Genomic DNA, 17,964 nt, shown 5'->3' on the forward strand with positions numbered 1-17,964 from the left:
GCATTTCGCCGGCTCGTGCAAGCTTGCACGAGCCGGGCTTTGCATCGCTTTGATCAGTCGGCCTTTTCCGGCTGCGCGGACAGAAATCTGGTCGCCGCCGCAACCAGGGTGGCCGCGCCAATTTTCAAGGCGGCCTCATCGACGCGAAATTTGGGATGATGAAGCGGATAGACCGAGCCGACCGCCTCGTTGCGGATTCCGAGCCGGAAATAGACCGATGGGCGCTTCTCGCTGTAGTAGCCAAAGTCGTCGGCAATGGTCCATCCGGGTGTGTTGAGCACATTGTCGGCGCCGATGCAGGCTCTACCGCTGGCGGCAATCAGCTCCGCCATCTCGCCATCGTTGACGACCCCCGGCTCGCCCTTGTGGATGGCGAGCTCCACATTGGCGCCGTGGCTGGCCGCCATGCCCTCCAGGATTTCACGAACGCGCCGCCAGGCCCGCTCGCGGGTTGCGTCGCTACCGCTGCGGATGGTGCCTTTCAAGGTGACCTTGCCGGCAATGACATTGTAGGCGCTGCCGCCATTGATGCCGGTGACGGAGATGACCAGGGGATCGTAGGGGTCGATTTCGCGCGACACGATCTTCTGCAACTCGCCGACCATGGAGCAGGCCACGGCAATCGCATCGACGCCTTCGTAGGGCTTGGCCGCGTGCGCCGCCTCACCAATGACAATTGCATCGAACGTATCGCACGCCAGCGTATAGGGACCTGAACTGACCGCGATCTTGCCGGATGGCGTGTACGGATCGACATGAAGGCAGATCGCGGCGTCGACATCGTCGAGCAGCCCCTCTTCCACCACACGTTTGCCGCCTGAGGGCGAGTCCTCTTCGGCCGGCTGGAAGATAAGTCGGACCGTCCCGCCAAAATCGGCCCTTGATCTGTGCAGATGCGCGGCAACCGCGAAGCCCATCGATGCGTGGGCGTCGTGACCGCAGGCATGCATGACGCCGGGATTGGTCGAAGCATAGTCGACGCCGGACTCTTCTTCGATGGGCAAGGCATCGATGTCGGCGCGAATGGCAATCTTTCGATTTGACGGCTTGCCGGTGCCGGCAATATCGACGGCCAGGCCAAAGCCCGCGACGTCACGAATATCCGAGATTCCCTCGCCGGCCAGCATCTGCGTGAGATAGCGCTGCGTGTTGGCTTCGCTGTTCGACAATTCCGGATTGCGGTGCAGATGGCGGCGTATCTCGATCATCTGGTTGAGAATTCCGGCGTCGATGTTGACCGTGTCGGAAACCTCAGCACCGCCTGCCATGGCCGCCCCCTCAGGATTTGACATGGATCTCTCGCGGGAACTTCGTCAGGGTCTCGTTACCGGTTTCGGTAACCAAAATGGTCTCGCTGATCTCGATGCCCCAGCCGTCCATCCACATGCCGAGGATGGAATGAACGACGTTGCCGGGCTGGAGCACCGTCTTGTCACCCGGCCGCAGGCTGATCGTGTGTTCGCCCCAATCCGGCGGATAGGCGACGCCAATGGAATAGCCGATGCGCGACTCCTTCTTCAGCCCATAACGCTGGATGACCTTGCGCCATGCAGCTTCAACGGCTTCGGCAGTCGTTCCCGGCCTGACCGCGTCGAGCACCGCGTCCATGCCCTCGATCACTGCCTTTGCCGTGTCCGCGACCCGCGTCGGCGTCTTGCCGAGCTGCATCGTCCTGGCCAGTCCGGCGGCATAGCGGCGGCAGACACCGGCGAGTTCCAGTGCAATCGTTTCGTTGTCTCCGAACCGCCGGTCGCTCCACATGATGTGCGGGGCCGACGCATTCTCACCGCCGAGGATGGTCGGCGGGAGCGCCGTGATGTCACCGGCGAAATCCGGGCTGCCGGCGATCTGTGTCGCCTGGATCGCGGCAATCGCATCGCACTCGCGCACGCCGGGCGCGATCACCTCGAAGGCCCGTGTCACCGCCGCTTCGGCCAAGGTCGACGCCTTGCGCAGATAGGCGATCTCGGGCGCCGATTTGACCGCGCGGATCCAATTCACCAGCAGATCGGCGTCATGCCATTTCGCGTTGGGGAGTCCGGCGACGAGCCGGGCGTGAGCCTTCGGCGAGAAGTAATAGGCTTCGAGCTCGATGCCGATATGCCTGTTCCCCCATCCCTTGGCGACGATCCAGCTCGCGATCCAGTCCATGGGGTGACGATCGGCACGCTGAACGTGATCTTCCGGGAAGCCAACGACGTTCTCAGGCTTCATCCAGGCTGTCAGCAGACCGCCGGCGGCATCCATGGCGCGGCCGATCCAGACCGGCTCGACCTCCTCCAGGGGCACCAGCACCACCTGCGGCGTATAGAAGGACCAGCCATCATAGCCGGTGATGTAGTGCTGGTTGGCAACGTCGTTGACGACAAGGAGTTCGAGACCGCACTTCGCCATCTCGGCGCGGATCTTGGCAAGCCGCTGCTGGTACTCGTCGCGGGCAAACGGCAATTCGATCATCTTTGCTCCATGCTTGGTTCAACGGTTGCGAGGCTTGCCACCATTGAAGCGGTTTCGCCATGGCGGCAATCGGCCAAGGCCGGCACGTGAGCAGGTCCTAAGCCGAATAGCTCGGCCTTTCTGGACTGGGGTGCCGCGTTCGATTTTATTTTTGAATTCCATTTGACTGAATAAATCTTTGATGCGAACCTTGCGTCAACTGGGGGCGCAAGGCATGGCATTGCGGGGGACCAATCAGGAGTTCGGGCGGCCGTACAACCGGCGCATCGTGCTTGAGTCCATCCGCCTGCATGGGCCGATCGCCCGCGGCGAGATCGCCAGCCGCGTCGGCCTCACCGTCCAGACCGTATCGACCATCGTTCGCGAACTGGAGGAACAGGGCTACATCCTCTCCGTGCGCGAAGAGCCCAAGGGCCGCGGCCTGCCGCCGGCGACGCTGCGCATCAATCCCGCGGGCGGCTATGCCGTCGGCATCCACATCACCCCGCTCGGCATCAATGCCGCCCTGATCAATTTGAGCGGCGACGTGATCGAGAGCACTTACCGTGAGGCCCCGAACGCAACGCCCGACCACGCCTTCGACGTGATCGGGGCCATGGTGTCTGAATTGACCGGATTGCGGGCCGGCGGGCGGGTTCTCGGGGTTGGCTTGGCCCTGCCCGGGCCGTTCGGTGTCGAATCCATGAGTTTCGTCGGCCCGACCACCATGACCGGCTGGAAGGATGTGGCGCTTCGCGAGCGGCTGGCGGCCTCGACCGGATTGCCGGCCTTCTTCGAGACCGACATGGCGGCAGCGGCCATGGGCGAGCGGCTCTACGGCCTCGGCGCTCAATTCTCCGAATATTACTATCTCTATTTCGGCGTCGGCCTCGGCGGCGTCATGGTTCATGACGGCAGCGTGCAGCGCGGCGCCTGGGGCAATGCCGGCGAGGTCGGGCACATCCCTGTCGTCCCCGGCGGCGAGGCCTGTCCCTGCGGCAACAGAGGATGCCTCGAAAGATATCTCTCGCTCGAGGCGCTCCGGCGCTGGAACGGCACAGAGGCCGATTGGGTCGCGGAAGTCGCGCCGATCTTTCACAATGCCATCGCCGTCATCGAAAACCTGTTCGACCCTGAAACGGTCATCCTCGGCGGGCTGGCGTCCACCGACCTGCTCGAACGGCTGGCCGGTTCGACCGGCGGCCTGCACAACTCCGTCTCGGCGCGCAAGGATCGAACGACGCCCCGGGTCCTGGTCGCGCGCGGCGGGCAACATTCGGTGTTGCGCGGCGCCGCCGCCCTTGCGGTTTCGGGCGTGCTGTCGCCGCGTTTCGGCCAGATGTTCGCCGCCGAGCGCGAACGCGGCCGCGATCTTCTGACAGCCAAGGAGATTGCGGCATGAGCGAACCGCTGCTGGTGCTGGAAAACGTCACCAAGAACTATGGCGCGATCGAAGCGCTGAAAGGGATCAGTTTTTCCATCGGCAAGGGCGAGGTCGTGGCATTGCTGGGCGACAACGGCGCCGGCAAATCCACGCTGGTCAAGATCATCGCCGGCGGGCTGGAGCCGACTTCGGGTCGTATGCTGTTCGAGGGCAAGGAGTTTCTGGCGAGGTCGCCGGCCGAGGCCAAGGCGGCGGGCATCGAAACCGTCTACCAGGACCTGTCGCTCTGCACCAATGTCGACGTGGTCGCCAATTTCTTCATGGGGCGCGAGATCACCAGGAAGGTGCTCGGCATTCCGGTGCTCGACGAGCGCGCCATGGAGGCCGTCGTCGAGAAAGCGCTGGCCAGCGCCGGCACTCGCATTCCGTCACTGCGCACCAATGTCGAGCATCTCTCGGGCGGCCAGCGGCAAGCCATCGAACTCAACCGCTTCGTGCACTGGGGCGGCAAGCTGGTGCTGCTCGACGAGCCGTTCGCCGCACTTGGCGTCGAGCAGACGCGGCGCGGTCTCGATATGATCCGCCAGGTGGCGAGCCAGGGCATCGGCGTCGTCATCATCACCCACATCATGCAGCAGGCCTTTCAGGTCGCCGACCGGATCGTGGTGATCCGGCAAGGCGTGGTGGCGGGTGATGTCGCGCGCAACAAAACAAGTCCCGATGCGGTGATCAACATGATCACCGGGGAGACGCTTGCCGGTGCCGGACCGGCGGGTTGAGGGACAAGAGGGGTCCGGCTTAACAGGGAGCCAACGACATGAAGCGAATACTTCTTGCTGTCTTCGGTATCCTTGCACTGGCCTTTGCCACGCTCACGCCGGCATTCGCCCAGTCCAAGGGGACCGTCTACTATATGGTGCCGACACTACTGGACGAGTTCCAGACCGGCTCGGTGACCGCACTGGAGCTGTTCCTGAAGCAGGTCGGCTACGACATAAAGACGCTGAACGCCGACAACAAGACCGATGCCCAGCAGTCGCAGATGAACGACGTCATCGCGCTGAAGCCGGCGGCGATCATCCTGGCGGCGGTCGACTTCAATGCACTGAAGCCGTCGATCGAGGCCGCGCGCGCTGCAGGCATTCCGGTGGTCGAGTTCGACCGCCAGATCACCTCGACACCTTCCGACTTCACCTCGGTCGCTGGCACCGTCGAGATCGGCCACATCGCCGCCGACCAGGCGGAGAAGCTGCTGAAAGCCAAGAACGGCTCGGTGAAGGGCAAGGTGCTGCAGGTGCTCGGCGATCCCGGCGACCCTTACACGCTCGACATCCAGAAGGGTTTTGAGGAGAAGATGAAGGCGTTCCCGGACGTCAAGATCATCTCGCTTCCGGCCATGCAGTGGGAAGCGAGCAATGCCGGCACCATCGTTGCCGACCAGATGCTGGCCAACCCCGACATCGACCTGATCTTCAGCCATGCCGCGCACCTCTCAGTCGCCGCCGTCGCCTCGCTCGAGGCCGCCGGCAAGAAGCCGGGCGACGTCATGCTGATGAGCTCGAACGGCGCGCCGGTCGGCCTCGACCTGATCCGCAAGGGCTGGCTCAATGTCGAAGTCGAGCAGCCGCTCTACGCACAGGCCGCGGCCGTCGCCATGTTCATGGACAAGATCGTCAAGAAGCAGGAGATCAAACCCGGCGACTATGACGTGCTTGGTCTGAAATCGACCGTGACCAAGGAAGCCTGGGGTCCGAACATCAAGATCCCGGGTGCGGCCATCACCAAGGAAAACGTCGACAATCCGGCCTTCTGGGGCAACCAGAAGGCACCGACGGATACCGTCAAATCCGTCGAATAGGCACGTCGCCTGAAACGCTCCGGGCCTTCTCGGCCCGGAGCCGATCCTCCGCAATTCCAATCCGCGCTTGATCCCTGCGAGAACCCTTCGCCGGGGCATGCGCCAGCCGGATCAGCTCATGACCCCCCGCACCCGCCAAGCCCTGGAGTTCGTCCTCGACAACCTCGTCTGGTTCATGCTGGTCTTTGTGCTGGTGGTCTTTTCCATCTTCATCCCCAACTATTTCCAGCTCGGCATCTTCGCCAACATCATCGAGGCGTCGAGCGTGCTCGGCGTCATGTCGATCGGCCTGGCGCTGGTCATCATCGCCGGCCACATGGACCTGTCGGTCGAATCGGTGGCGGCGCTCAGCGCCATGGCGGTCGGCATCCTGTTCTGCTCGTCGGGCATCGGCCTCGGCCTGCAATTGCATCCGGAATGGCTGATGGTTCCAGTGTCGCTACTGCTGGCGCTGGCCGTCGGCGGCCTCATCGGCGCCTTCAACGGGTTCCTGGTCGTCAAGGTCAAGATGAGCGCCTTCATCATCACGCTGGCGTCCTACATCTGGGTGCGCGGCCTGGTGCTGGTGATTTCGGGCGGCCGCTCGGCGCAGGATCTGGCGCCAGCGATCCGCTGGTTCGGCATCCAGCGGCTGATCGGCCTGCCGCTCACCGCCTGGATCGCCATCGCCTGTTTCGTCGTCTTCTCGCTGATCATGGCCAAGACGCCGTTTGGCCGGCACCTAGTGATGATCGGCGGCAACGAGACCGCGACCTTCCGCGCCGGTATCCGGGTCAACCGCAACCTCATCATCGCCTTCGTGCTTGCCGGCGCCATCGCTGGCCTCGCCGGCTGGCTGCTGGCGATCCGCACCTCCGGCGCCACCGCCAATCTCGGCGTCGGCCTGCTGTTCAATGCCTTTGCCGCGGTCGTCATCGGCGGCGTCAGCCTGAAGGGCGGCGTCGGCACCCTGCCCGGCGTCTATGCCGGCGTGCTTCTGCTCTCGGCCATCAACACGGCGATCAATCTGATGGGCCTGCCCGCCAACTTCACCCAGGTCATCCACGGCCTGCTGGTGCTGGCCGCGGTGCTGCTCGACGCATTCAAGCAAACCATTCGCCAAAGACTCGCATGACAGGACGGCAGGCATGACCGACAGGCTGAACGACAAGGTCGCGCTGATCATCGGCAGCGCAAGCGGCATCGGCAAAGGCACCGCTCTGCGCTTCGCCGAAGAAGGCGCAAGGCTGGTGCTCGCCGACACCGATACCGAGGCCGGGCAAGCGACCGCCGACGAACTCGGCGTCCCCTTCATCGGCACCGACATCTCGCAAATGCGCGACGCGGAGGCCGCGGTGGCACTGGCGCTGAAGCATCACGGCCGCCTCGACATCATCGTGCAGAATGCCGGCATCTATCCCTGGCAGCTGATCGAAAACACCAGCACCGACGACTGGGACCGCGTCATGGCGGTCAATCTGCGCGGCACCTTCAATGCCACCCGCGCCGCCCTGGTGCCGATGAAGGCGCAGCGCTTCGGGCGCATGCTCTACACCTCCTCCATCACCGGCCCGCATGTCACAAGTCCCGGCCACGGCCACTATTCGGCGACCAAGGCCGGCATCAACGGCTTCATCCGTTCGGCCGCGCTTGAATTCTCCGGCTACGGCATCACCGTCAACGGCGTCGAGCCCGGCAACATCCTGACCGAAGCCATCCAGCAGCATCGCGGCGCCGCCTATATCAAGAACATGGAGGATTCAATCCCGCTCGGCCGGCTCGGCAGCCCGCGCGACGTCGCCAATGCCTTCCTGTTCCTCGCCTCGGACGACGCGAGCTACATCACCGGCACGACCATCGTCGTCGATGGCGGCCAATTGCTGCCCGAGGGCAAGGACTTCCGGATGGTGCCGCCTTGATCCTTGCTTCACGGCCACGAACAGGCTGATCCGGCGCTCCGCAGATCGGCCGGCAAACACTCCCTTATAGGTTGCATGCAACGTAAACGCCCCTCAAGGGTTGTTTGTAAAGTGCTAATCAAGGGAGGGACCTGAGAATGGCCGACGAAATTAGAACCGATCATATCTACCAGCGGGCTCATGCTTTGGCGGAGGGTGGTATTCACCAGTCTCCAGCCGAGATCGTTGCAGCGTTGCTGGCTGAGGGTTATCCGGAAGCGGCCGAGTTGTTGAACTCCGAAAACATCCGGGCCGACCTTCGCAGGGTTTGTAGTGCGGCGACGGCTAGCGGCCAGCAAGGCACCACAGATCTGGGGCTTGGTTATTGACGCTCATAGCACGGCATCGCGAATTTCGGCATGTTCGGCCGACCAAACGCGCCTCACGGCTGGCGGCCGCCGACGCCGATCAGCCAGATGTCTTGTACAACAGCAATTCCGGCCGGTATTCGAAATGCATGGTGTCATAGTGATACCAGCGGCCGCCCCAGATGAAGCCGTTTTTCTCGAACAGTTCGACGATCGACAGCGGAATGCGATTCTTGAAGGGAATGTGTGCCTTGGGGTTGGCTTTGTTTCTGTTGTTGTACCAGTAATCGGAGAAGCCGACATTGATATCGAAGGCTGCGCCGAAAGAGTGGACGCTCAACCGGTCCGTGCCGGCGATGGGTCGCCAGACGAAGCCGCCTCCAAGCTTCAGTCCGTAGCGGGTCAAATCCGCGGGCATCGCCTCCAGGGCGTCAGAGACCTTGCTCAGCCGGTCGTCGATGCCGAAAACCCTGGTGACCTGCGCAGTCTTCTTGCCGAGTTTCGGCAGCCATTTGACGTTGGCGATGTGCTTGCCGACTTCCGCGGCACTTGCGCCGTAGAGCTTCTCGAAGAAGGCTTCGTTGCGGATACGGCCGGGATCGAAATCCTCCGCCGGGACCAGCGCACCGGCGCTTGCCTTGGGATAGACGTAGCGAAACATGTCCTCGATGTCCGGGCTCTCCAGCAGCGCGTCGGCGTCGCGCGTCTTGCCGTCGTCCCACACCATCGTGGTGCCGTCGGTCCAGGTCAGGACATTGCCCGAGATGGTGAACAGCCCGGGATAGGCCTTGAGCAAAGCGGCCTTGGCGGCCGGCTGGTCCACGCCGTCGCTGGCATCGCCTGCATGGGCGAGGCGTCCGGAACCGCTGATTGCCAACGCAATCACCAGCAGCAGCAGCAGCAAGCGCCCTGGATGCCTGGTCATCGTCCTGCCTCCCGGAACGGCCAATCGCATTTTCAAGACGACGCTGGAATGGTGGGCGATGACGGACTCGAACCGCCGACATCTTCGGTGTAAACGAAGCGCTCTACCAACTGAGCTAATCGCCCGCTCCGGCGCGGACCTTTAAGCGGTCGGGACCGGCTTCGCAAGGCCAAATGAACAGGCGACGCCCTGTTCGCCGGCCGGATTTGTGCACAAAACGCCGGCTGTCAAAAAACCTTCTCCAGTTTGCTGTTATGATGGTTTGGTGCGCTTGACACCCGGTGGCGAACCCCTTATCCAGCGGCCCAACGACGAACACGGCTGACACGTGCTCGTCAATGCGCGGGTGTAGCTCAGTTGGTTAGAGTGCCGGCCTGTCACGCCGGAGGTCGCGGGTTCGAGCCCCGTCACTCGCGCCATTTCTCTCAAGGGTTTCAAACCCTTGGCTTCGGAGAAATGTCGACGTTGAATGTCAAAAATCACTTCTGGCATGTGCGGGGCAGGTGTACCCCGGCCGGCACGTTGCGGCGCGAGCTCGAACCGACTATCGCGGACGCGCTCGATTCCATCCCTGCCGAACTTTTCCCAACTCGCCACGGAGCGGTCGCGTGGAATTTGCCGATGCCAGGTCCGCCGCTGCGCCCTTAGATCCCCGTCTGAAGATCTGGCCGAGGACCAGGCCGATGTATCCCACCTGAAGAATGATGAGCGCAAGAATAGCCCAACCGAGCGCTTTCCAGATGGAGCCGGTTTCTATCTCAGCCCAGATCGCCACGGTGAACGACGCCGCGAACATGCCCACCAAAAATTGCGGAAAATACATATGCGTAGCACCACGTTTTGACGGTTTGGCGATTTTCGGCCGTTAAAGACCCGCCGCTCCGCGAACGGAGCGGCGGGGCCCCCAATTTGCCCCCCGATTGCCGAGTTGATGGTTGACCGCGGCATTGCTGGCAATGCAATTGCCGCGCCAAATGCAATGACCCATTACGGGACACCTTCGCCAATTGCGCAAGGCCGGATTGCCGATTAACATTATCTGTTGCTAATGTGCCACCCAGAAGGACCAGCGGTGGCGAGGTTTTTGGCAGAGTTGTTGTCCGCGACGCTGGAAGCGTCGGCAGGCCGATGCGGGTCTAACGACACCGATAGGCAGATCTCCGAAGACGCGCTCAGAATGATCAGCGCACAGATGTATTCTGGCATTCTGGGCCAGGAATGCCTGCATGGACGGCGCTACCTGCAAAGTCGCATAGAGAATGGTTTCAAAAGGCACTTCGAGGAAATGCGGCTGCAGTTGATCGCAGATGGGCACACCATCGTGCCCAGCGCGACCGAGGGCAACTCACGGTGGACTCGTTCAGAAATGGCATTCGACGCTAAACGCGGCTCGGCATCCCACGCCAAATCGGTTGCCGTGATGCCATATTGGCTCGACAACAACCGAGACTGGTGAAGCCATAAGGGATGCTGTCGCGCTCAACCCCTGGCCAGCAGCGCCTCGACCTCCTGCAGCGTCGGCATCGACGGCGCAGTACCCGGGCGCGTCACCGAGATACCAGCCACCGCGCAGGCAAAGCGCACCGCTTGCAGCGGCTCCACGCCTCGCGACAGGGCTGCGGCGAAGCCGCCGTTGAAGGCGTCTCCCGCGCCGGTGGTTTCGACCACTGGTCCGGCGCTGATGGCGGGGACATGCTCGGAGCGATTCTTGGTGTGCAGCAGCGCACCCTTGTCGCCGAGCGTGACGATGACCGTGCCGACGCCCTTTTCGAGCAGCTTGCCCGCGGCGGCCCGCGCCTCATCGACCGAGGAGACTTTCAGTCCGGTCAATTCCTCCGTTTCGGTCTCGTTCGGCGTGAGATAGTCGCAGAGCGCGTAGATGCGATCGGGAAGCTTTGCCGCGGGAGCGGGATTGAGGATGGTTGTCACCCCTGCCCCGCGCGCGATCTCCAGCGCCCGCATCGCGGCATCGATCGGCTGTTCGAGCTGTGTGACGAAGACGCCGGCGCCACGAATCAGGGCGGCATTGGCCTCGATATCGGCTGGCGAGATAAGCATGGCCGCACCCGGGCTGACGATGATGGCGTTGTTGCCGCTGCCCTCCTCGACGAAGATGTAGGCCGCACCCGTATAGCTGTCCGGCGTGTCGATGACGGCGCTTTTCACGCCGGCGTCCTGCCAGGTCCGCTTGGCCATGTCGGCGAAGGCATCGACGCCAAGCCGGGTCAGGAATGTGGTGTCGGCGCCGAGCTTGCCGGCGGCCACGGCCTGGTTCGATCCCTTGCCGCCCGGCCCGAGCTTGAAAGAGTTGCCGAGGATCGTCTCGCCCATGCGCGGCTGGCGGTCGGCGCGATAGGCGGTGTCGGCGACGAAGACGCCCAATATGACGACAGGCTTGCCGGAGGCCATGCTGCTACTCCGCATCCGGCGGGATGACGCCCTTGCGGAAGGCGAAGCAGCCATAGAAGCGGCGCTCGCCGGTCTGGATGACGCAATAGGCTTTTTTTGCACGCTCGTAGAAGGCGTAGCGCTCGACGGAAATCATCGGCCAGGCCTTGCCTTCAGCCTTATCGATCTCCTTTTGCACTTCCTTCTGCACCGCTGGGATCTCGTCCGGCTTGCCGACGATTTCCATGCGCGCGGCGGAATCATCGACGAACGTGTCCAGCGGATAGAGCGACAGCACGGCCTTTACCACCTGCGCCGCCGGCGCATCGATGCGCAAGAGCTTGCCGTGCACGGTCTGCTTCGCCACCGAATCAGAAGGGAAATTGGTGTCGGCGATGATCAGATCGTCGCCGTGGCCCATCGCCCGCAATGCCTGCAGCACGTCGGCATTGAGCAGCGGATTGATGCCTTTGAGCATGATAGTCCTCGTGAAGTGCGTTTGAGATCAGAGTCGTTGAGATCAGAGACGCTGGCCGGTCTCGGCGTCGAAAAGATGGATCTGGTCGAGCCTCGGCTTCAGCGTCAGCGTATCGCCAGGCTTGAAGTCGTGGCGTTCACGGAACAGCGCCACCATCTCGCCGTCGCCGAAGCGCAGGAACACCAGCGTTTCCGAGCCGGTCGGCTCGACCACCGAAATCTTCGCCGGCACGCCATCGGGATGGATTTCCAGATGCTCCGGGCGCACGCCATAGACGACGGCCTGTCCGTCCTGCGCGGCATTGTCGCCAATCGGAAACAAGGTGCCCGCAAACTCGACGCCGGGCTTGCCGCCCTTGCGCATGACGCCCTTGAGCAGGTTCATCGACGGCGAGCCGATAAAGCCGGCGACGAACAGATTGGCCGGCCGGTCGAACAGCTCCAGCGGCGCGCCGACCTGCTCGATGCGGCCGTCGCGCATGACGACGATCTTGTCAGCCATGGTCATGGCCTCGATCTGGTCGTGGGTGACGTAGATCGTGGTGGTCTTCAGCCGCTGATGCAGTTCCTTGATCTCCGTGCGCATCTGCACGCGCAGCTTGGCATCGAGGTTCGAGAGCGGCTCGTCGAACAGGAACACCTGCGGGTTGCGCACGATGGCGCGCCCCATGGCCACGCGCTGGCGCTGGCCGCCGGAGAGCTGCCGGGGATAGCGCTTCAAATAAGGGCTGAGGTCGAGGATGTCGGCGGCGCGCTTGACCCGCTCGGCGACCACGGCCGGGTCGGTTTTGCGCAGTTTGAGGGCAAAGGCCATGTTCTGCTCGACCGTTTTGTGCGGGTAGAGCGCGTAGTTCTGGAACACCATGGCGATGTCGCGTTTTGCCGGCGGCAAATGGTTGACGATGCGGTCGCCGATGGCGATCGTGCCACCGGAAACGGTCTCCAGCCCGGCCACCATTCTGAGCAGCGTGGACTTGCCGCAACCCGAGGGGCCGACCAGCACCACGAACTGTCCGTCAGCGATGTCGACGCTGACTTCGTGCAGAACCTTGACGGTCCCAAACGCTTTGGCCACCTTGCTGATTGCGACTTGAGCCATATCTCCCCCATCGGCTCCAACTGGCCGTAGGCGCAGAAGCTAACCAACGCGACCTGTCAGGGCAAGTCGGTCTCTTATAGATAAAAACCCGGCCTCGTTGACACGGCGTTTGGTTGTGAGAATAGTGGCAGGCGCTGGTCCAAATGTCGGCACCGATCCGCAATCGGGACTTTAATCGACGCAGGGTGGGGTCCTGCCTAATTCGTATCCGAGCCGGGAGCATCGTTGTGCTTCAGCGTCCGACAGGCGGTCACATCCATTCACACTGATTCTGGGAGGAATAGTCGATGAGAACAGGTCTTTACGATAAACTGGTCCGTGCCGGCGCCACGCGGCGCGACGTCTTGAAGGGTGCGGCCAGCATGGCCGCGATCGCGGCGGCATCCGGCGCCGGGCTCGGCGCCTTCACGCGCCCGGCTTCCGCCGCAAGCGAACTGCGCTCGAAGATCCTGCAGATTCCGGGCGTTGGCAAAGGCCAGCCGACCGATGCCGATTTCCAGAAGGTCGGCGAGCTCTGCCTCGAGGCGACTAAGGCCAATGTCAAGGAAGGCGAATTCGCCGGCGTTGAACTGACCTTCATGGGCCTCAACAACCAGAACCTGCACAATGTGCTGTTCCGCGGCTTCCTGAAGCCGTGGGAGGCCTATACCGGCGCCAAGATCAGCTGGATCGACCTGGCGCAGGCCGACTACAATGCCCGCCTGCAGCAGTCGATCGCCACCGGCACGGTCGACTTCGACATCATCGAGATGGGCGCGCCCTTCGAAGGCGATGTCTGCGGCAAGGGCTTGACCTCCGAAATGCCCGACTGGGTCAAGAAGCAGATCGATTTCGACGATCTGGTCAACTATCTGAAGCCGCCGGTCGGCACCTGGGACGGCAAGCAGTATCGCGTCACCATCGACGGCGACACGCACAACTTCAACTACCGCACCGACGTGTTCGCCGATGCCGACCTCGCCAAGCAGTGGAAGGACGGCGGCGGGGCCGGAGAATGGGGCGTGCCCAAGACCTGGCAGCAGGTGCAGGCCGTGACCAAGTTCCTCAAGGGCAAGAAATTCAAGGGCCAGGACGTCTATGGCTATCTCGATGCGCCCAAGCCCTGGGGCGGTTTCGGCTTCTACTTCCTCGGCAGCCGCGCCACCGCCTATGCCAAGCATCCCGATGACAAGGCATGGCTGTTCGACGCCGACACGATGAAACCGCGCATCAACAATCCGGCCTGGGTGCGCGCCATTCAGGACGTGATCGACGCGCTGCCCTCCGAACCGGCCGACCAGATCAACGCCGACCCGAACACCACCGGCTTCCAGCAGTTCCTGGCCGGCACCGGTTCGATGATCCCCTGGTGGGGCGACATCGGCTCCAACGTCAAGACCAACGATTCCTCGGTCATCGGCGACGTCACCGGCTTCTCGATCCTGCCGGGTTCGGACGATGTCTACAATTCCAAGACCGGCAAGTGGGAAAAGCTCGCCAGCGGGCCGAACTATTCGCCGAACTGCGCCTATCTCGGCTGGGGCGTCTATGTCATGGCCCGCGTCGACAAGGACGAGAAGAAGAAAAAGGCGGCCTGGTCCGCGGCCGCCCATCTCGGCGGCAAGGACCTGTCGATCTGGACGGCGATGTATCCGTCCGGCTTCCAGCCCTACCGCAACTCGCATTTCGATATTCCGGAGTGGGTGGCGGCCGGCTACGACGAGGCCTTCATCACCTCCTACCTCAAGTCGGAAGGCGACAGCTACAACCATCCGAACGCGGCGATCGAGCCACGCATCCCCGGCATCTTCCAGTACTATTCCGCCGCCGAGGACATTCTGGCCAACACCTTCGCCGGCAAGATGAAGGCGCAGGAAGGCGCCGATGCCATCGCCGCCGCCTGGGAAAAGCTCACTGACCAGATCGGGCGCGAAAAGCAGATCAAGCTCTACAAGGCCTCGCTCGGCCTGGCCTGATCGTGTGAATCTGGGGTCCGGCGACGAAAGCCGCCGGACCCTGCCTTGACCGGCGCCGCCGGTCGCGAAGTGCCTTCTGCAAACGGACGAGACGCGTGGCTGACCAGATTTTGCCCACCAAGGATTGGCCGGCAAACGCCGTCCCATCCGACCTGATACCGCCAGGCCGCAGACGCTTGGGCTGGGCGGTGATGGCCGCTGCAACGCTCGGCTTGCTGGCAACGATCTTTGTCCAGATCCTCTACAAGAGCGAGGTCGACACGATCGGCTTCGAGACATGGCGTCCCGTGGTCTACGCCTATGTGTTGTGGGGCGTGGCACTCGGCGTCGGCCAGGTGCTGACGCGCGGCGAGGACGGCCAGCGCGCGCTGTTCCTGCTGCCGGCGCTGCTGTTCACCATCGCCATGGTGATCTTCCCGACGCTGTTCGGTTTCTACATCGCTCTGACCGATTGGAACCTCTCCTCCTTCAGTGGCCGCAGGTTCAACGGGCTCGACAATTTCTGGCAGATGCTGAGCGATCCCTACTATCGCAATGCGCTGTTCAACATGGTGCTCTATGTGCTGGCGGTGCTGGTCGAATATGTCATCGCCTTCGGCCTGGCGCTGCTGCTCAACGCGCAGATCCGGGCGCGTAAATTCTTCCGTGTCGTCTTCCTGATGCCGCTGATGCTGTCGCCGGTCGCGGTGTCGTGGATGGTCGGCAAGTCACTGATGGAATATCGCTTCGGGCCGGCGGCGACGCTGGCGCGCCATCTCGGCTGGGAAAACCCGGCCTTCTTCTCGGATCCGATCATCGCCCGCATCTCGATCATGGTGCTGGATGCCTGGACCTTCATCCCGTTCATGATGATCATGCTGCTCGCCGGCCTGCAGGCGATGTCGCGTGAGATCCTCGAAGCAGCACGGGTCGACGGCGCCAACGCGTGGCAGACCTTCTGGCAAGTCACCTTTCCGCTGATGCTGCCGGTGTCGGTGACGGCGGTCATCTTGCGCATCATCTTCAAGCTGAAGCTGGCCGACATCATCATCACGGTGACCTCGGGCGGACCTGGTGGCGCCACTGATTCCGTCTCCAGTTTCATCTACCGCGAATACCGCGACCGCTCGAATGTCGGCTACGGCACCATGCTGGCGATGGCCTATCTGGTCATCATCGTCGTGTTCGTGACCTGGCTGCTGAAATTCGCCAACCGCTTCGTGCGCAACGTCAATTGAGCGGTGGAATCATGAGCGTTCAAACCACCGAATACACCATTTCCGAAATCCGCTCTCCGGCCAGCTTCATCACCAGCCGCGTCTTCATCTATGGCGCGCTGGTGTTCTGGGCTTTCATCTGCCTGTTCCCGATCTACTGGACGCTAACGACCTCGTTCAAATCGGCGGTCGATGTCACCCAGGGCCATCTGATCCCCTTCGTCGACTTCCAGCCGGACTGGAAGGGCTGGCGATCGCTCGGCCTCTCGCCGGATTCGATCTTCGAGACCTCGACGGTGCGCGATGAGTTCTTCAAGCGCTTCATGAATTCGGTCATCACCTCGGTCGGCGCGTCGAGCCTTGCCATCGTCATCGGCAGCCTCGCCGCCTATGGCCTCACGCGCTACCGCTACAAGTTCGCCTGGTTCAAGAACGAGGACATTTCCTTCTTCTTCCTGTCGCAGCTGATCCTGCCGCCCGTCGTGCTCGCTCTGCCCTTCCTGGTGCTCTACCGGGAAGTCGGCCTGCTCGACACGCGCATCGGACTGATCCTGCTCTACACGCTGATGGTGCTGCCGATCGTCATCTGGATCATGCGCGACCAGTTCAATTCGATCCCGGTCGAACTGGAGGAAGCAGCTCTCGTCGATGGCCTGTCGATCTGGGGCGCGTTTTTCCGCATCGTCATGCCGATCGCGCTGCCGGGCATGGTCGCCGCCTTCATCCTGGCGATGGTGCTGTGCTGGAACGAGTATTTTTTCGCCGCCCTTTTGACCTCGACCGATGCCAAGACCATTCCCGTCATGGTGGCGAGCCAGACCGGCTCGCAAGGCATCAACTGGTGGTCGATGGCTGCCCTTGCCACGGCGGCGATCGCACCGCTGGCGGTCATCGGCATTGCTTTGGAACGCTATCTCATCATGGGCATGACCGCGGGGGCCGTGAAGTGACGAACCAATACTGGTTCGCACGCAACATCCGTGTCGGTTATGTCGGCCGCGACCGCTATGGCAAGGGTGTCATGCCGATCGCCTGGCAAGGTCGCGCCGTCATCGCGGGCTTTGTGCTGGCGATGCTCTGCGGCGGCCTGCTCATGGCCCTGGTGGGCTTTTACGCCGATCACTTGGCGCTTGGCATAGCCCTCTACATCATCCTGGCGATAGCCGGCGCCGGCACGTTCATCTGGGGCGTGGCCACCAAGAGCGATCCGGACAAGTCGATCGCCGACTACCGGGCGGAGCGGTCGAAAGGCCGGGGTTAGGCCTTCAGGATCGCGCGCAGGTGGTCCATGATCATGGCGACGCCCTTTTGCCCCAGTTCAGCCGATGCGTCTTTCGCGCTCGCCGTATACCAGCCGGTATTGTCGGCAAAGTGAGCTGCATCCACCGCCTCCGGGCATAGCGCCAGCATCAGCGAAGTTTCGCCAATGCCGGCATGGTCGAACGGGTACTTGCCGTTCATGGCCGCCGGCATCAGCGGATGCACCTGCACCCAGTTGAAGAAGTTTTCTCCTGCGGCGTGTTCGGCATAATAGTCGGCCATGTCCTTTGAGCCCCACCAGCCCTCGCCGCGCTGCTTTTCGAGGAAGCGGAAGATCGCCTGGCGGCCGGCGGTCTTGAAGGCGAGATCAGTCGGCATGCCGGCGGCGAAATTCTCGGTTTGGTGATGGACGATGGCGTGGATGTTGCGAAAACCGATGCGCAGCAGGCTGTAGAACAGTTCTTCGCCGAACGGCGCCAGCTGATTGCCGCCGACCTGCACCGAGCCAGTGCCTTCCGGCGGCGCCACCGCGTAACTCGCCGCACCATAGTAGAAGGGCGGCAGGATGACGATGTCCCTCTCCTTCTCGAACAGTTCCAGCGTCTTGATGACGGCCAGAGTGTCCATGCCGACGGCCATGTGCTCGCCATGGTATTCGAGCACGCCGAGTGGCAGGGCGACCGGCCAATTCTCGGCAATCGCCTTGCGGATCTGGTGCGGCAGCATCAGTTCATAGCGCAT

The 17,964-nt window shown here is 62.7% G+C and carries 19 protein-coding genes and 2 tRNA genes; 12 read left to right on the forward strand and 9 right to left on the reverse strand.

Features of this window, described 5'->3' with window-relative positions:
• Positions 1 to 53: 53 nt before the first annotated feature.
• Positions 54 to 1,268 carry a M20 metallopeptidase family protein gene (locus AC04SF_RS24465; protein ID WP_488479865.1) on the reverse strand — a complete coding sequence of 405 codons (1,215 nt, stop codon included), beginning with the start codon at positions 1,266 to 1,268 and terminating at the stop codon, positions 54 to 56.
• A 10-nt stretch (positions 1,269 to 1,278) separates the two neighbouring features.
• Positions 1,279 to 2,457, reverse strand: a complete 1,179-nt coding sequence (locus AC04SF_RS24470; protein ID WP_488479866.1) for a M24 family metallopeptidase — start codon at positions 2,455 to 2,457, stop codon at positions 1,279 to 1,281.
• A 214-nt stretch (positions 2,458 to 2,671) separates the two neighbouring features.
• Between AC04SF_RS24470 and AC04SF_RS24475 the strand changes: the two genes are divergently transcribed.
• From AC04SF_RS24475 to AC04SF_RS24500, 6 genes are all read left to right on the forward strand, one after another.
• Positions 2,672 to 3,838 carry an ROK family transcriptional regulator gene (locus tag AC04SF_RS24475; protein ID WP_488479867.1) on the forward strand — a complete coding sequence of 389 codons (1,167 nt, stop codon included), beginning with the start codon at positions 2,672 to 2,674 and terminating at the stop codon, positions 3,836 to 3,838.
• Positions 3,835 to 4,599, forward strand: a complete 765-nt coding sequence (locus AC04SF_RS24480; protein ID WP_488479868.1) for an ATP-binding cassette domain-containing protein — start codon at positions 3,835 to 3,837, stop codon at positions 4,597 to 4,599. The genes AC04SF_RS24475 and AC04SF_RS24480 overlap by 4 nt, the downstream gene beginning before the upstream one ends.
• Before the next feature lie 38 nt (positions 4,600 to 4,637).
• Positions 4,638 to 5,678: a sugar ABC transporter substrate-binding protein gene (locus AC04SF_RS24485; protein WP_027051589.1), complete on the forward strand. Its 1,041-nt coding sequence runs from the start codon at positions 4,638 to 4,640 to the stop codon at positions 5,676 to 5,678.
• A gap of 118 nt (positions 5,679 to 5,796) precedes the next feature.
• A complete protein-coding gene (locus AC04SF_RS24490; protein WP_488479869.1) occupies positions 5,797 to 6,792 on the forward strand; it encodes an ABC transporter permease in 996 nt (331 codons plus the stop codon).
• Positions 6,793 to 6,805: 13 nt separating this feature from the next.
• Entirely contained in the window at positions 6,806 to 7,576 is a 771-nt protein-coding gene (locus AC04SF_RS24495; RefSeq protein WP_488479870.1) for an SDR family NAD(P)-dependent oxidoreductase, read from the forward strand.
• 137 nt (positions 7,577 to 7,713) lie between these two features.
• A complete protein-coding gene (locus tag AC04SF_RS24500; RefSeq protein WP_202350534.1) occupies positions 7,714 to 7,944 on the forward strand; it encodes a hypothetical protein in 231 nt (76 codons plus the stop codon).
• Positions 7,945 to 8,023: 79 nt separating this feature from the next.
• Here AC04SF_RS24500 and AC04SF_RS24505 read toward each other — a convergent pair whose 3' ends face one another.
• Together AC04SF_RS24505 and AC04SF_RS24510 are read right to left on the reverse strand one after the other, a co-directional pair.
• Complete coding sequence (locus AC04SF_RS24505; RefSeq protein ID WP_488479871.1) at positions 8,024 to 8,848, reverse strand: M15 family metallopeptidase; 825 nt, start codon at positions 8,846 to 8,848, stop codon at positions 8,024 to 8,026.
• Between the two features lie 49 nt (positions 8,849 to 8,897).
• Positions 8,898 to 8,973 (reverse strand) — tRNA-Val (locus AC04SF_RS24510).
• A 217-nt stretch (positions 8,974 to 9,190) separates the two neighbouring features.
• Between AC04SF_RS24510 and AC04SF_RS24515 the strand changes: the two genes are divergently transcribed.
• Positions 9,191 to 9,267 (forward strand) — tRNA-Asp (locus AC04SF_RS24515).
• Positions 9,268 to 9,392: 125 nt separating this feature from the next.
• On the opposite strand, the gene AC04SF_RS24520 is transcribed toward AC04SF_RS24515, so the two are convergent.
• Positions 9,393 to 9,671 (reverse strand): exopolysaccharide production repressor protein, encoded by a 279-nt coding sequence (locus AC04SF_RS24520; RefSeq protein ID WP_488479872.1) that lies wholly within the window; start codon positions 9,669 to 9,671, stop codon positions 9,393 to 9,395.
• Positions 9,672 to 9,932: 261 nt separating this feature from the next.
• Here AC04SF_RS24520 and AC04SF_RS24525 point away from each other — a divergent pair, with 261 nt between their 5' ends.
• Positions 9,933 to 10,304 (forward strand): hypothetical protein, encoded by a 372-nt coding sequence (locus tag AC04SF_RS24525; protein WP_488479873.1) that lies wholly within the window; start codon positions 9,933 to 9,935, stop codon positions 10,302 to 10,304.
• A 23-nt stretch (positions 10,305 to 10,327) separates the two neighbouring features.
• On the opposite strand, the gene rbsK is transcribed toward AC04SF_RS24525, so the two are convergent.
• Genes rbsK through AC04SF_RS24540 form a run of 3 tightly spaced genes read right to left on the reverse strand, consistent with a single transcriptional unit; the run spans position 10,328 to position 12,812 of the window.
• Positions 10,328 to 11,257, reverse strand: coding sequence for a ribokinase (rbsK, locus tag AC04SF_RS24530; RefSeq protein ID WP_096457155.1), 930 nt, complete (start codon positions 11,255 to 11,257; stop codon positions 10,328 to 10,330).
• Positions 11,258 to 11,261: 4 nt separating this feature from the next.
• A complete protein-coding gene (locus AC04SF_RS24535; RefSeq protein WP_096457152.1) occupies positions 11,262 to 11,714 on the reverse strand; it encodes an RbsD/FucU family protein in 453 nt (150 codons plus the stop codon).
• 42 nt (positions 11,715 to 11,756) lie between these two features.
• Entirely contained in the window at positions 11,757 to 12,812 is a 1,056-nt protein-coding gene (locus AC04SF_RS24540) for an ABC transporter ATP-binding protein (protein WP_488479874.1), read from the reverse strand.
• A 287-nt stretch (positions 12,813 to 13,099) separates the two neighbouring features.
• Here AC04SF_RS24540 and AC04SF_RS24545 point away from each other — a divergent pair, with 287 nt between their 5' ends.
• The 4 genes from AC04SF_RS24545 to AC04SF_RS24560 all read left to right on the forward strand — a co-directional run bounded on the left by AC04SF_RS24545 (position 13,100) and on the right by AC04SF_RS24560 (position 17,224).
• Positions 13,100 to 14,767: an ABC transporter substrate-binding protein gene (locus AC04SF_RS24545; RefSeq protein ID WP_202350551.1), complete on the forward strand. Its 1,668-nt coding sequence runs from the start codon at positions 13,100 to 13,102 to the stop codon at positions 14,765 to 14,767.
• A 95-nt stretch (positions 14,768 to 14,862) separates the two neighbouring features.
• Positions 14,863 to 15,984 carry a carbohydrate ABC transporter permease gene (locus AC04SF_RS24550; protein ID WP_488479875.1) on the forward strand — a complete coding sequence of 374 codons (1,122 nt, stop codon included), beginning with the start codon at positions 14,863 to 14,865 and terminating at the stop codon, positions 15,982 to 15,984.
• Between the two features lie 11 nt (positions 15,985 to 15,995).
• On the forward strand, positions 15,996 to 16,913 hold the full coding sequence (locus AC04SF_RS24555; protein ID WP_488479876.1) for a carbohydrate ABC transporter permease: 918 nt from the start codon (positions 15,996 to 15,998) through the stop codon (positions 16,911 to 16,913).
• Positions 16,910 to 17,224, forward strand: coding sequence for a hypothetical protein (locus AC04SF_RS24560; protein ID WP_488479877.1), 315 nt, complete (start codon positions 16,910 to 16,912; stop codon positions 17,222 to 17,224). The genes AC04SF_RS24555 and AC04SF_RS24560 overlap by 4 nt, the downstream gene beginning before the upstream one ends.
• On the opposite strand, the gene AC04SF_RS24565 is transcribed toward AC04SF_RS24560, so the two are convergent.
• Complete coding sequence (locus AC04SF_RS24565) at positions 17,221 to 17,964, reverse strand: creatininase family protein (RefSeq protein ID WP_488479878.1); 744 nt, start codon at positions 17,962 to 17,964, stop codon at positions 17,221 to 17,223. The two genes, AC04SF_RS24560 and AC04SF_RS24565, sit on opposite strands and share 4 nt — an antisense overlap.

The sequence above is a fragment of the Mesorhizobium sp. CNPSo 4671 genome, assembly GCF_057784245.1.

What these genes read in the sequence shown, in the direction of transcription:
- AC04SF_RS24465 (WP_488479865.1), bottom strand. Translation starts at nt 1,268, where the DNA reads ATGGCAGGCGGTGCTGAGGTTTCCGACACGGTCAACATCGACGCCGGA.
- AC04SF_RS24495 (WP_488479870.1), top strand. Translation starts at nt 6,806, where the DNA reads ATGACCGACAGGCTGAACGACAAGGTCGCGCTGATCATCGGCAGCGCA.
- AC04SF_RS24470 (WP_488479866.1), bottom strand. Translation starts at nt 2,457, where the DNA reads ATGATCGAATTGCCGTTTGCCCGCGACGAGTACCAGCAGCGGCTTGCC.
- AC04SF_RS24565 (WP_488479878.1), bottom strand. Translation starts at nt 17,964, where the DNA reads ATGCGCTATGAACTGATGCTGCCGCACCAGATCCGCAAGGCGATTGCC.
- AC04SF_RS24505 (WP_488479871.1), bottom strand. Translation starts at nt 8,848, where the DNA reads ATGACCAGGCATCCAGGGCGCTTGCTGCTGCTGCTGCTGGTGATTGCG.
- rbsK (WP_096457155.1), bottom strand. Translation starts at nt 11,257, where the DNA reads ATGGCCTCCGGCAAGCCTGTCGTCATATTGGGCGTCTTCGTCGCCGAC.
- AC04SF_RS24555 (WP_488479876.1), top strand. Translation starts at nt 15,996, where the DNA reads ATGAGCGTTCAAACCACCGAATACACCATTTCCGAAATCCGCTCTCCG.
- AC04SF_RS24485 (WP_027051589.1), top strand. Translation starts at nt 4,638, where the DNA reads ATGAAGCGAATACTTCTTGCTGTCTTCGGTATCCTTGCACTGGCCTTT.
- AC04SF_RS24545 (WP_202350551.1), top strand. Translation starts at nt 13,100, where the DNA reads ATGAGAACAGGTCTTTACGATAAACTGGTCCGTGCCGGCGCCACGCGG.
- AC04SF_RS24475 (WP_488479867.1), top strand. Translation starts at nt 2,672, where the DNA reads ATGGCATTGCGGGGGACCAATCAGGAGTTCGGGCGGCCGTACAACCGG.
- AC04SF_RS24480 (WP_488479868.1), top strand. Translation starts at nt 3,835, where the DNA reads ATGAGCGAACCGCTGCTGGTGCTGGAAAACGTCACCAAGAACTATGGC.
- AC04SF_RS24490 (WP_488479869.1), top strand. Translation starts at nt 5,797, where the DNA reads ATGACCCCCCGCACCCGCCAAGCCCTGGAGTTCGTCCTCGACAACCTC.
- AC04SF_RS24520 (WP_488479872.1), bottom strand. Translation starts at nt 9,671, where the DNA reads ATGTATTTTCCGCAATTTTTGGTGGGCATGTTCGCGGCGTCGTTCACC.
- AC04SF_RS24535 (WP_096457152.1), bottom strand. Translation starts at nt 11,714, where the DNA reads ATGCTCAAAGGCATCAATCCGCTGCTCAATGCCGACGTGCTGCAGGCA.
- AC04SF_RS24540 (WP_488479874.1), bottom strand. Translation starts at nt 12,812, where the DNA reads ATGGCTCAAGTCGCAATCAGCAAGGTGGCCAAAGCGTTTGGGACCGTC.
- AC04SF_RS24500 (WP_202350534.1), top strand. Translation starts at nt 7,714, where the DNA reads ATGGCCGACGAAATTAGAACCGATCATATCTACCAGCGGGCTCATGCT.